We start from the raw sequence: 12,645 nt of genomic DNA, 5'->3' as shown, positions 1-12,645 counted from the left end.
AAGGCCCGCAGTCCCCCATCAATTTGACCACGCCCTGGCCGGTGCCGGGCTAAGCAAGCAGGAAATACAGCTTTGAGAGTCATCGCCAGTTCTATTCGCAAGGGCAACGTGATCGAGCAAGACGGCAAGCTTTATGTCGTCGTGAGCGCCGAGAACATCCATCCCGGCAAGGGCACGCCGGTCAGCCAGATCGAAATGCGCCGAATCTCGGACGGGGTAAAGATCTCCGAGCGCTACAAGACCACCGACCAGGTCGAGAAGGCCACGATCGAAGAGCGCAACTACACGTTCCTCTATGAAGATGGCGACGGCTTCCACTTCATGAACCCCGAGACCTATGACCAAGTCCAGGTCCCCAAGGACGTCGTCGGCGATGCCGCCGCCTATCTTCAGCCAGACATGACCGTCAAGCTGTCGACCCACGATGTCAACGTGGTCTCGCTCGCTCTGCCGCAGCGCGTGACACTGGAAGTGGTCGAGACCGAGCCGGTGACCAAGGGCCAGACGGCTTCGTCGTCCTACAAGCCCGCCGTGCTCTCCAACGGCATCCGCACCACCGTGCCGCCGCACATCTCGGTCGGCACCCGCATCGTGGTGATGACTGAAGACGGCTCATACTCCGAGCGCGCCAAGGACTAGGCAAAGCGGCCGAGCGGTCGGAACAGGCAAGGTCGCCGGGGGGCGGGACAACAGTGGGCAGGCACAGGTTCCGCTTCGTCTCGTCTCTTCTGGGGTTGCTTACGCTTCTGGTTGCCGAGGCGGTGCCGCTGTCCGCGGACGAATTCCGCACCCCCTCGCTCACGGCGCTGCGCATCGACTGGCGTGTAGCTCTCGACCAGCTCCGCAGCGAAATCAACGCCCATCCCGCGATCGCCGGTGACTTCGTGTTCGCACAGCGCCGATCGGTCGGCCGCTTCGACCCTCGCGCGCTGCCAGCGCTGGTGCAACTCAACGGGGTTTCCTCGCAATTCTTCTCAGGTATCGCCCGCAGCTCCGTTCCGGTGCTGCTGCCCTTCGATGCCGCCGCCTATCTCGACGCGCAGCGCAGCGGCGCGCCAGCGAACCTGTCGCTTACCCGCGACCAGTCCGACTTCAGTGCGGCCGACCTGTTCGATGCGGGACCTGCCGGCTACAACGCCGTTTTCTCGCTCGAGCCGGGTGCCGGCGACGGCCTGCCGCAACGGGTGTTCGCAAAGCCGGTAGAGGTCCAGATCACTGGTTCCGCCCTGATTTACGATCTTGCCGATCCCGCCGGCGGCAAGGGCGAGCCGGTCAAGTCCCTATCCGGCCAATATCCGGATCTGCGCCGTTTCATCCGCGAAGGCTATGTGCGCTACGCCTTCAGCCGCTTCGGCGCCGCCTATGTCGTGTCGATCCAGTGCCTCGACAGCGTTGCCAAGCCGCGGCGGCTCGCCTGCAAGGAGGCCTACCCGGTCGCGGAGCGTTTCCTGAAGGCGCTGCATGTGGCAGGCGGCCAGCGCGTGCGTCCGCTGACGGACATCGCCTCCGAAATCGTCGATCGGCCTTTGGGGCGATCGGCGGATTTCGACTACCGGCCGAGCGGCGACATCATTCCCAACACCGGCTACCGCAAGCAGACGGGCCATCCCGACGTCATGGCCTATGCGCAGATTCGCTTTCCGCTGGCGAAGGCGACGGCCTTCGTCCGCTCGCAATCCTATGGCAAGCGCGACCGGATCGACGGGCCGGCCACTTATCCCTGGCGCGATAATTTTTGCGAGTCCCGCAGCTTCGCGGTCTGGCAGTGCCCGGGCGGCTATGGCCACCAGGGTGAGGACATCCGCGCCGCCGATTGCGCGGCGAATACTGACGCCGGCCAACGCTGCGACCCCAAGCAGCGGAGCGTCGTCGCCGTGCGCGATGCGACCGTGATCCGCGGGCCGAATGACCAAGCGGCGACGCTCCAGGTCAACAGCCGCACCGAGCATATCCGCTTCCGCTATATGCACATGAACCCCTCCGCGATGAACGCCGACGGCCTCGTCAACGGCCACGCCGTCAGCGAGGGCGAGAAGATCGGCGTGATCTCCAACTATCTTGACCATCCCGGCGGCACCTCGCTGCACCTGCATTTCGACGTCCAAGTGTTCACCCGCGACGGCTGGATCTGGGTCAATCCCTACGTCACCCTCGTCTCCGCCTATGAACGCCTGATCCGCGGCCGCGGCCGCGAGATCGGCCCGGAGGTCGCCGGCGCGGCGCAACCGCTTGCGCACGCGCTACCCGAAGATGCGGTCAAGCCGGACCAGCGCGAAGGCTCAAGCAGCGAAGACAATTGAGGCGAGCCGCGCTTGGCGCAATGCGAGGCGCTTTGAACATCCTGGCGTTTGGAACGCCAATGGCATGCAAAAATGCTCTCACAGTCGCGATGTCCCCAATCCCCATCATCGTCGGCATTCGCAGTGTGGGAATGGCCGCAGGCTATGACGTCCGAGATGCAATATCGCGACAGCCGGCGCAGAAGGTCGAGGCGCGTCGGTTAGGTTCGGAACTTCCGTGGTTCACGATCTTCTGACGCTGCCCTCGGTTCCGGAACGCGCCGCGAGCCCCTATTGTGCGGCACGTCGCGCGCCACTGATTACACCGAATAGGATGTCCGGATCATGCAGAAAAGACCATCCACATTGGCCGTGCTTGCGAGCACCGTATTTCTGCTGTGCGCGCATCGGGATGCCTCCGCCATGCTGAAGGATGCCTCCATCAATCACGACACGGGCAAGGCCAAACGCAACTTCGAGCGCATGATCCATTCCGATCATGCCTCCGCGATCGACTGGAAGTCGATGGTGTCGGGCGCCGGCAAGGCGACGCAATAGCGCGAACTTACGCCGGCGCCATTCTAACCACACAGCGTTAGTCGATGAACGTCGTGAGCTGGGCGCCTTCATCCGCCACGAACACGGCGATCAGCTCCGCCTGCTCCGTGTTGCTCGCATTCGCCGACACCAGATGCGTCGAGCCCGGCGGTTCGAAGAAGGATTGCCCGACTGTGAAGGTCTCGACCGGGCCGCCGCCGAGCTGAGAGCGGATCTCGCCCTTGGTGATATAGGCGGTGACGGAACCGGCGTGCCGGTGCGGCCGCGAGAAGCCGCCCGGGCCGTAAGTGACGCGCACGATGGTGACACGCTTACCCGGCACGTTCGGCAGCGCATAGGAGCCGATAGGCTCGACCTTGTCGAGCGACGATCCATCCGCTGCGTTGGCGCACAGCGGCGCCAGCGCACCGGAGACGGTGTCCATCGTTACCGGCAGCGCCTTTCCAACGGCCAACGCGCAGGCGAACCCCGCGACGATCGCGAGCGACAGCGGTCGCGATTGAAGCCGCCAGGGAGCAGTGGAGATGGCTGATATCGTTGACGACATTCTTGTGTCCTCCCGAAAGGGTAACGGATCATGACGCCTTGGCGTGCGCCACGGCCGGCCGCTGCGGCGGCGTCCAGCGATAGGCGACCCCAAAGCGGTTCCAGACATTGATCGAGGCGATCGCCGAGGTCAGGTACATTAGCTCCACCGCCGAGAATTCGCGGCTTGCCTCGGCATAGACGTCGTCGCTGACACCCTCGGGCAGGAATGTCAGCACCTCGGTCCAGGCGAGCGCCGCCCGCTCGCGCGCCGAGAAGATCGGCGCCTCGCGCCACACTGCGACCAGATTGAGCTTGTCGATGGGTACGCCGAGCCGTTCGGACAGCAGGATGTGATGCTGCACGCAGAAAGCGCAGCCGTTGATCTGCGAGGCGCGCAGCTTGATCAACTCGAGCAGATGCTTGTCGAGGCCGGCCTTGGCTGCAAGCTGGCCAAGCGCGAGCGTCATGTCATAGGCGTCCGGCGCAAGCGCCTTGAAGTCTTCATATTCACTGCGGGCGTGTGACATGGCCCTCACCTCGTGATATTGTCAGTGCACTTACAAGTTATCAGAGCTCTGATATTATGCGCAAGCCTCGTCGGATCACAAATACTCAACTGGACGGCATGATCGCTCCGCCCGCTCCCGGCGAAGGCAAACGCGGCGAAGCGGGCTATCTCGGCTATCTCTTGCGCCAGGCCCAGGCCGCCGTGAGGCTCAGCATGGAGCGCAGCCTCGCCGATCTCGGCGTCACGCCACCGCAATTTGCGGTGCTGACCATGCTGAAGGCCTATCCCGGTCTCTCCGGAGCGGAGGTCGCCCGCCTGACCTTTTTGACGCCGCAGACCGTCGGCGTAATCATCGGCAATCTCGAACGCGACGGCGCGATCCGCAAGTCGCCCCATCCCGTGCACGGCCGCATCCTGCAATGGACGCTGACAGCGCGCGGCAAGATACTCCTGAGGACATGCCGGGAGCGTGTTCTCGCTTTGGAGCAGCGCCTTGCCGCAGGGCTCGACGCGAAGGCCGAAACTACCATCCGCCGCTGGCTGGCGCGGATCGCAACGGAGTTGCAGGCGGACTAGGAAGACCCGGTCTAGTCGTCCCAGGAAATGTCAGGGAATTCGGTGCCATCGCCACCGCGTCCGTAATGTTCCGCCAGAATCGCCACGATGACGACGATCAACCCGGCGGCAAAGGGCCATGGATTGGCGCGGATGAGGTCGAATAGCTCCTGCATGGCCGTCATTCTGTGCAATGACATGCGAAAGTTCCGTAAACCGATGGGCCGAAAGTCGCCCCTCCGGCTTCAGGTTTCACCGACGAGAGCGCCTGCTTCCGGCTAAACTGCCCGCATGAAACAGCCTGATTCCTCGCCCCACCCGACCCGTCGCACTGCGCTGCAATCCCTGCTCGGCGCGGCCGCCCTCATCGCTTCGCCTGCCCTTGCAGCCACCCCGCCCGGCTTCGAGGAATGGCGCGAGAGTTTTCGTGCACGCGCGATGGCGAAGGGCATTTCGGCCGCCACCTGGCAGCGCGCGATGGCGCATGTCGAGCCGGACATGAGCGTGTTCAAGGAGATCCGCAACCAGCCGGAGTTCAACGAACAGGTCTGGCAGTACATCAACCGCCGCGTCTCCGACTGGCGCATCATCAACGGCAAGATCGCTCTGAAGAACAACGAGGCACTGTTCGCCCGCATCGAGCGTGATTTCGGTGTCGAGCGCGGCACGTTGCTCGCGCTGTGGGGCGTGGAATCCGCCTATGGCGATCCGCTGGTGCAGCAGAACCACATGAAGCCGGTATTTCCCTCGCTTGCTGCGCTCGCCTGGAACGAGCCGCGCCGAAAGGCCTATTGGGAGACCGAGCTGATCAACGCGCTACGCATCGTCGACAAGGGCTGGAGCACGCCGGAAGAGATGCACGGCTCCTGGGCCGGCGCGATGGGGCATTCGCAGTGGATGCCGGAGGTCTGGCTCAATGTCGGCATCGACTATGACGGCGACGGCAAGGTCTCACCATTCGGCAAGCCCGACGATGCGCTGGGCTCGACGGCAAAATATCTGGTCAACCGCGGCAAGTGGCATCGCGGCGAGCATTGGGGTTATGAGGTACGCGCGCCCGGCAACCTAAGCGGCGGTCGAACATATGCGGCCTGGCAAGCCGCTGGCGTCACGCGCGCCGACGGCCAGCCATTTCCGCAACCCAATGCCTCGGCTCAGATCTGGACGCCGGTCGCGGGCGGGCCGACGTTCTTGCTGGGGCCAAACTTCTATTCGGTGAAGAGCTACAATCCATCGATGAACTATGCGCTGGCGATCTGCCATCTCGGCGACCGTTGCCTCGGCGCGCCGCCCTTCATCCAGCCTTTCCCCGGCTCGGAGCGCGCATTGACGCTCGCCGAGGTGCAGGAGATGCAGACGCGATTGACGAAAGCCGGATTCGACACCGGCGGCACCGATGGCCGCGTCGGCAACGATACGATGAAAGCGATCAAGGATTTTCAGCAAAGGGCTGGCATCACACCCACGGATGGTTATGGCGGGCTGAAGGTGCTGGCGAAGCTGCGGCAGGGTGGCTGATACCTTGGCGTAAGCTCACATCCTCCGCGGCCTGCACCTCCTTTTTTTGTTGGTGCGCCTATCGGATGGTTTGCGGCCCCTGGTCAGGCAAGGCGACGTCGATGACGCGAAGTTGCACGCGCTCGGCGCCCTGGTAGCGGTCGAGCGACAGCGCGCCCGCGACGTGCAACTGCTGGCCGCGATTGGCGAGAAGCGCGTTGCCGAGCTTCTGGCCGATGGAGCGGAACGCGATGCCGTTGACGATCGCGCCGTCGCCCGATTTGAACCGCAACCGCAAATGCGCCTGCCCGACCTCGTCGGCATAGACGAGCTGATGCGCCGGCAGCGCCAGCACGGCTTCCGGATTGCCACTGCCGAATGGGCCGGCGCGATTGAGCGTGTTGGCGAGTTCGGGCGTCACCGCGCGCGCGGACACCGCGCCATCGATGAAGAGCTCGTTGACGTGGCGTGCTTCCGCAACGTCGCGCGCGAGCGCACTTTCGAGGTAGGCGCGGAATTCGGCGAGCTTCTCCTTGCGCAGCGTGACGCCGGCGGCCATGGCATGCCCGCCGCCCTTGAGCAGGATGCCATCGGCGACAGCCTGCCGAACCGCCTTGCCGAGATCGACGCCGGCGATTGAGCGGCCCGAACCGGTGCCGATGCCACCGGGCTCGAGCGCGATGGCAAACGCGGGCCGCGAAAACTTCTCCTTCAGGCGGGAGGCGACGAGGCCGACCACGCCGGGATGCCAGCCTTCGGAGGCCGTGACGATCACGCCGAGCTTATCCTCGAGGCCGATCGAGGCGAGCGCCTCGGCTTCGGCCTGCGCTTCGGCAGCCTGCTCGATGATGCGGCGCTCACCGTTGAGGCGGTCGAGCTCGGCCGCGATGCGTGCGGCCTCGACGCTATCGCCTTCCAGCAGCAGCCGCACGCCGAGATCGGCGCGGCCGATGCGGCCGCCGGCATTGATGCGCGGTCCCAGCATGAAGCCGAGATGCCAGGCCTCCGGCGGACCGTTGAGCCGCGCGATGTCCATCAGCGCGGTGTGGCCGACATGGTCGCGCCGCCGCATCGCGATCAGCCCTTTGACGACAAAAGCGCGGTTGAGGCCAATCAGTGGCGCCACGTCAGCCACCGTGCCGAGCGCGACGTGATGCAGCATGCCCAGGAGATCGGGCTCGGGCATCTCGGACGTCCAGAAGCCGCGCTGGCGCAACTCGCGATTGACCGCGACCAGCGTGACCAGCACCAGCCCAGCGGCGGCAAGATGGCCGAGGCCGGAGAGATCGTCGAGCCGGTTCGGATTGACCAACGCGTCGACCGCCGGCAGCTCCGCGCCGGCCTGATGGTGATCGATCACCACCACGGACATGCCGAGCCGTTTTGCTTCGGCGAGCGGTTCGATGCTGGTGGTGCCGCAATCGACGGTGACGAGCAGCGTCGCGCCCTTCGCAGCAAGCGCCCGCACCGCTTCCGTGTTCGGGCCGTAGCCTTCGAAAATGCGGTCAGGAATGTGGATCAGGGGATCGAGCCCGCAATGGCGCAGGTGCCAGGCGAGCAGCGCGGCCGAGGTCGCGCCGTCGACATCGTAATCGCCGAAGATAGCGACCTTCTCGCCCCGCACCGCCGCCTCCGCGATGCGCTTGGCGGCGGCCTCCATCTCCGTCACCGTGAACGGGTCCGGCAGCAGTTTGCGGATGGTCGGATCGAGGAAGTCGCTGACCGCGTCGATGTCGACGTCGCGCCCCGCCAGCACCCGCGCCAAAAGCTCCGGCAGGTGGTGGCGCTGGACGATGGCGAGCGCCCTCGCCGCCCCGCGCGCGTCCAGCCGGTCACGCCAGAGCTTGTCGGTGAGCGAGCGCGTAACGCCAAGGAACGCCTGGGGCAGCTCGACGGGCAACGCGGTGGCAGACGGCATCATGATTCGGCGGCTTCGATGAGTTCAGATCAGGTCGTGTGGCTATGGCGATCAGGATTCCGCCGGGAAACTCGAGCCATTTGCAATGTCCGGGCCGAATAAAGCGGTGGATTGCCGAATCCGTATGCGATCTGATTATCATTTGAGCAGTCGGGGCGGCAGCAAATTAAGTGGGCGTTAGGCGGAATCCTCGAAAAAGGCCCGTATTCGATCTGTAATTTTTAGTTCCGGGTCATTGCAGGTCAGACTTCATTGCAAGGGAATCCCCTCGATGTCTGCTGCGCTGGCCCTGAAGACCAAGCCGCTTCCCACCGGAACCAATCCTGAAGCCGCCGACGACAATTCCGACATCTCCGCCCTGATCAACCGCCTGACGGCCGAGGTCAACCAGATCGCGGTCGACAAGACCAAATCGATCCAGCAGATCACCAACCAGATGAAGATGCTGGCGCTGAACGCGCTGATCGAAAGCTCGCGCGCCGGCGCGCAAGGCGCGGGCTTTGCGGTGGTGGCGCAGGAGGTGCGCGGCGTCGGCCAGCAAGTCGAGACCATCGCACGCGAGCTCGAGACCCAACTGACGAAACGCACCGGCGATCTCGTCTCCTCGATCGAGCGGATGAGCCAGCGCTCGCGCGGCGAGCGCATGGTCGATCTGTCGCTCAATGCCATCGAGCTGATCGACCGCAACCTCTATGAACGCACCTGCGACGTACGCTGGTGGGCGACCGACTCCGCCGTGGTCGACTGCGCCGCCTCCCCGAGCGCGGCGGCGGTTTCGCACGCTTCGCAGCGCCTCGGCGTCATCCTCGGCGCCTACACCGTCTATCTCGATCTCTGGCTCTGCGACCTCGACGGCAACGTGATCGCCAACGGCCGCGCCGACCGTTTTCGCGTAGTCGGCCAGAACGTCGCCAACACGAAATGGTTTCGTGAGGCGCGCACCTTGCGTTCCGGCGACGATTACGTCGCTGGCGACGTCGAGAACCAGCCACTGCTCGGCAATGCGCAGGTTGCGACCTATTGCGCGAGCGTCCGCGCGGGCGGCGAGGCCAATGGCGCACCAATCGGCGTGCTCGCCATCCATTTCGACTGGGAGTCGCAGGCCCGCGCCATCGTGCAGGGCGTGCGCGTCGGCGACAGCGACAAGGCGCGTGTGCTGCTGGTCGACTCGAACTTGCGCGTCATCGCCGCGTCCGACGGCCAGGGCATTTTGTCGGAGCGCGTCTCGCTATCGATGAACGGCCAGCGCTCCGGATTCTATCACGACCGCACTGGCGCCCTCGTCGCCTTCCACGCCACGCCGGGCTATGAGACCTACCGCGGGCTCGGCTGGTACGGCGTGATCATCTGCGGGGCGTAAGGCCTAGGAAGCAAAACTCGTAAAACAACCCCATGCAAAGTAGCCGGGGTTGTTGGTAAGACGCGTTGCATTTCGGAAAATCGGTTGACCCGTCGGGCAAAACAGTGGCACCCTGCAACGATTGCTAAGAGTTCGCTGGGGTCACGCCACCGTGCGCTAGAAAACACCAAAACAGACGCACGTAGAGGCTGCCGAACGTTGACGGCACTCGCGGCTAAATGTAGCGTTACGATACGTAACGTATAGACCGGTTTCCGTTGCAGGAACGATGCCGCATTGGTCGTCGATGATTTTCGAGAGCAGAATGGGCTTGTTACGGGCTGAAGGCTCATCTGCGACGATCGAGCCGAACGGCGGCTCCGGCCGTGAGGCCGCATCATGACAATCACGGTTCGGGAGCGCTCTCCCATGAAAATCGTCCGGGCCTCATGCATGGCGGTGGTCATGCTCTGTCTGACGGGTGCAGCACTGGCCGACGACTTGCAGACCGTTGGCGATCCCGACAGCCTCGGCTTTTCGGCTCGGCGTTTGGCGCGCATCACCTCCTGGTTCGAGGCGCAGACCAAGAAGGACGATCCCTCCGGTTTCGTCGTGGCGATCGCCCGCAACGGAAAGCTCGCTTATTTGCAGCCGACCGGCTTTGCGGATCACGACAAGACAATTCCGATGCGGGCGGATTCGATCTTCCGCATCGGCTCGATGTCCAAGCAGGTCACCAGTGTCGCGACCATGATGCTGGTCGATGACGGCAAGCTCGAGCTCGATGCGCCCGTGGCGCAGTATCTGCCGGAGCTCAGGGACATTCAGGTCGTCAAGACCGATCCGGCCACCGGGGATGCCATCCTCATCGCGCTTGAACCTGCGAAGCGGCCGATGACCATTCGGGACCTCCTGCGCAACACGTCCGGCCTCGTTTATACGGGGCCCGACTTTGCCGATCCCGGATATGGCAATGCGGTGATCCACGCGCTTTACGGCGCCAGGGCGCCGTTCCGACGCGACAAGCCCATCGCCTCCTTCGTCGGCAGCCTTGCCACGCTCCCGCTCCTGCACCAGCCGGGCGAAGTCTGGGAATATGCGATCGGTTACGACGTGCTCGGGCGTGTCATTGAAGTCGTCTCGGGTCAGACATTCGACCAGTTTCTGCAAAACCGCCTGTTCGCGCCGCTGCGCATGGTCGACAGCGGATTCCACGTGCCGGAGGACAAGCTCGCCCGTCTCGTGGCCGTACCGGGCGCGCAGCCCGCGCCGCTTTCGGATGGCGACGTCACGCATCCGCAGACGTTCTTTTCAGGCGGCGGCGGGATCGTTTCGACGGCCCCCGACTTCCTGCGCTTCTGCCAGATGCTGCTCAATGGCGGCGAGCTCGACGGCGTGCGCATCCTGAAGCCGGAAACGGTCCGGCTGATGACGACGAACTCGATGCCGTCAGACATCCATTTCGCAGGGCACGAGGTGGGCCCGGCTTTCGGGACCGGTTGGGGGCTCGGCTTCGCCGTTCGCACCAACCCGGATTTCAGCCTGATCCCGGGCGCGGTCGGCAGCTTCAACTGGCAGGGAAGCTGGGGCACGTTCTTCTCGATCGATCCGGCCCAGAAGCTGATCCTGGTGATGATGATGCAGCGGAGCCAGTTCAGTGAGAACGGCTTCTATTTCAACGCCATCCGTCGCCTGCCCTACGCGGCGTTGAAGATTCCCGAAGCTCCCACGCCCGTCGCCTCGGAGCAGTCGAATGCCGCGGCTCTCACCGACTATGTCGGACGTTACGTTTTCGGCGGATCCGCAAGCCCGCTGGACAGACAAGTCGCGGTCGCGGACGGCAACGGCTGGACCGGCCTTGAGTCCGTTGTCGTGGAGACGGACGGACTAAGAGTGATCAAACCGGTTGGCGGCGGCCCCGCCGCGAGGGCCGGCGTCATGGCGGGAGACCTCATAGCAGCGATCGACGGAGTCTCGGCCAGAGGCATGAGCCTGGAAGCGGCCTTTCGCCGGATTTCGGGGCCGACAAACGCGATGATCAAGCTCAAGATCATCCGCGCGAAGCAGACCGATCCGCTCGTTGTCGCCTTTGCCCGGGAGGCAGTTCCGTCGCGCAGTGTCGCGCTTCAAGTCGGTGTTGCGGACGGCAAGCTCGTCGTCGAGGCAACAGGCGCCTGGTCGATCCTCGATTTCGACAAGGGCCAGCCGACGCCGCTGGCGGCCCTGTCAAAAGATGAATTCCACGTCGAAAGCGGCGATCACACACGGATCGCCTTCCGTCGCGACGAGGCCGGAAAGGTCAACGGCGCGGTCCTCAATCCGGGACCGTTGGAGCAACGGGGCGCGCTCGTCCCATAGAGGCTAGCACTCCGATTTGAATCGCCTCCCCACAATCGACCGTCTATTGTCTGCTGATGTCGCGCCTCGTGTTTCCATCGATCGCCGTCGTTCTGTCGCTGCTGCCGGTCGTCGCGCCGGCTGCGGCAAGTCACAAGCGGCCGGCGCCAGTCTGGCGTGGCTACGGCTTCTTGCCGGGCTATCACCAGCCGCCGAGCAACAGCCTTCCGCCCTATGCGCAGAAGGCCGCGGTGCGTCGCATGGCGCGCAGCAGCCGGCGCCCCTGGTACATCGACCCGGTCCCCAGCTATTACGGGTTTGACGGCAACTGGCACTATTTTGGCCGGCCCGGCTTCTATGATGGCCGTTACAACAACGGCACCTTTGGCCCGTGCTGGACGCGGACACCAATCGGACCGATCTGGAATTGCGGCTGATTGGCTGATCACTCCGAGATCGCATGGTCAATCCGCGCGCATCGGCGTGACATGGCCCAAAATGCATTGCCAATTTGGCCCTTCGTGCTAGGAAGCGCCCTCCCCAAAAACAGGAAGTCGTGATGGCCAAGAAAGCCAAGAAAAGAATTATTCGCCGCGAATACTCCGCAGCCGACGTCAAGCAACTTCGCGCCCACTCAAAGGCAAAGACGCCTGTTGTTAAGATAGCAAAACAGATGAAGCGAACGGAAGGCTCGGTACGCCAAAAGGCATTGAAGCTCGGCCTCCCGATTGGCCATCGTCGCTGAGTTGCTTGCTACACGCGGCCACCAGAAAGCCCTGCGACGGCTACGCCTCGAAAAAGATCGAGGAACGCCGAGGTGCCGCTCGGACCCGAAATTCTCTGTTTTGGGAGCCTGATCTGTGAATTAGCTAACACATTCGAAGGTCGTATTTCGCCTAGACTACAGCCGGACGACGTCGTGGCGAGTGTTGGCCCTTGAGCCTTGGCCTTTGGAGCCTTGACCTTTGGAGCCTTGACCTTTGGAGCCTTGACCTTTGGAGCCTTGACCTTTGGAGCCTTGGCCTGTGAGTCCCGGCCGGTGACAACCGGCCTCCTCCTTCGTCCTGGCCACAATCGCATCGACGCAATCGACGCAAATGCAATTGAAGTCCGTTTAAGGTCAAAT

General features: G+C 63.8%; 13 protein-coding genes. 9 read left to right on the top strand and 4 right to left on the bottom strand.

Translation table 11 applies throughout. The features are described 5' to 3' along the window. Positions 1-72: 72 nt before the first annotated feature. The 3 genes from efp to SO140_RS03125 all read left to right on the top strand — a co-directional run bounded on the left by efp (position 73) and on the right by SO140_RS03125 (position 2,837). Positions 73-639, top strand: coding sequence for an elongation factor P (gene efp / locus SO140_RS03135; protein WP_194476041.1), 567 nt, complete (start codon positions 73-75; stop codon positions 637-639). Positions 640-692: 53 nt separating this feature from the next. Further along, positions 693-2,300 (top strand): M23 family peptidase, encoded by a 1,608-nt coding sequence (locus tag SO140_RS03130; protein ID WP_449381744.1) that lies wholly within the window; start codon positions 693-695, stop codon positions 2,298-2,300. A 324-nt stretch (positions 2,301-2,624) separates the two neighbouring features. Continuing rightward, positions 2,625-2,837, top strand: a complete 213-nt coding sequence (locus SO140_RS03125) for a hypothetical protein (protein ID WP_449381743.1) — start codon at positions 2,625-2,627, stop codon at positions 2,835-2,837. A 37-nt stretch (positions 2,838-2,874) separates the two neighbouring features. Here SO140_RS03125 and SO140_RS03120 read toward each other — a convergent pair whose 3' ends face one another. Both SO140_RS03120 and SO140_RS03115 read right to left on the bottom strand, forming a co-directional pair. Further along, the gene (locus SO140_RS03120) at positions 2,875-3,384 is read right to left on the bottom strand and encodes a cupin domain-containing protein (RefSeq protein WP_449381742.1); all 510 of its coding nucleotides are present in this window, start codon (positions 3,382-3,384) and stop codon (positions 2,875-2,877) included. 28 nt (positions 3,385-3,412) lie between these two features. Beyond that, the gene (locus SO140_RS03115) at positions 3,413-3,892 is read right to left on the bottom strand and encodes a carboxymuconolactone decarboxylase family protein (protein ID WP_449381741.1); all 480 of its coding nucleotides are present in this window, start codon (positions 3,890-3,892) and stop codon (positions 3,413-3,415) included. A gap of 98 nt (positions 3,893-3,990) precedes the next feature. Here SO140_RS03115 and SO140_RS03110 point away from each other — a divergent pair, with 98 nt between their 5' ends. Beyond that, positions 3,991-4,449: a MarR family winged helix-turn-helix transcriptional regulator gene (locus SO140_RS03110; protein ID WP_498542312.1), complete on the top strand. Its 459-nt coding sequence runs from the start codon at positions 3,991-3,993 to the stop codon at positions 4,447-4,449. Positions 4,450-4,460: 11 nt separating this feature from the next. On the opposite strand, the gene SO140_RS03105 is transcribed toward SO140_RS03110, so the two are convergent. Then, positions 4,461-4,628 (bottom strand): hypothetical protein, encoded by a 168-nt coding sequence (locus tag SO140_RS03105; RefSeq protein WP_449381739.1) that lies wholly within the window; start codon positions 4,626-4,628, stop codon positions 4,461-4,463. 91 nt (positions 4,629-4,719) lie between these two features. On the opposite strand from SO140_RS03105, the gene SO140_RS03100 reads away from it, so the two are divergent. After that, the gene (locus tag SO140_RS03100; protein ID WP_498542311.1) at positions 4,720-5,946 is read left to right on the top strand and encodes a lytic murein transglycosylase; all 1,227 of its coding nucleotides are present in this window, start codon (positions 4,720-4,722) and stop codon (positions 5,944-5,946) included. A gap of 58 nt (positions 5,947-6,004) precedes the next feature. On the opposite strand, the gene recJ is transcribed toward SO140_RS03100, so the two are convergent. Beyond that, a complete protein-coding gene (gene recJ, locus SO140_RS03095) occupies positions 6,005-7,846 on the bottom strand; it encodes a single-stranded-DNA-specific exonuclease RecJ (RefSeq protein ID WP_498542310.1) in 1,842 nt (613 codons plus the stop codon). Between the two features lie 268 nt (positions 7,847-8,114). On the opposite strand from recJ, the gene SO140_RS03090 reads away from it, so the two are divergent. From SO140_RS03090 to SO140_RS03075, 4 genes are all read left to right on the top strand, one after another. After that, on the top strand, positions 8,115-9,203 hold the full coding sequence (locus SO140_RS03090; RefSeq protein WP_449381736.1) for a methyl-accepting chemotaxis protein: 1,089 nt from the start codon (positions 8,115-8,117) through the stop codon (positions 9,201-9,203). 408 nt (positions 9,204-9,611) lie between these two features. After that, complete coding sequence (locus SO140_RS03085; protein WP_449380839.1) at positions 9,612-11,540, top strand: serine hydrolase; 1,929 nt, start codon at positions 9,612-9,614, stop codon at positions 11,538-11,540. A 56-nt stretch (positions 11,541-11,596) separates the two neighbouring features. Further along, positions 11,597-11,956 (top strand): hypothetical protein, encoded by a 360-nt coding sequence (locus SO140_RS03080; RefSeq protein ID WP_449380838.1) that lies wholly within the window; start codon positions 11,597-11,599, stop codon positions 11,954-11,956. 122 nt (positions 11,957-12,078) lie between these two features. Then, positions 12,079-12,264, top strand: a complete 186-nt coding sequence (locus SO140_RS03075) for a hypothetical protein (protein ID WP_449380837.1) — start codon at positions 12,079-12,081, stop codon at positions 12,262-12,264. Positions 12,265-12,645 lie beyond the last annotated feature (381 nt).

Source organism: Bradyrhizobium sp. UFLA05-108, from assembly GCF_059803455.1.
This window is presented reverse-complemented; position numbering and strand designations above follow the sequence as displayed.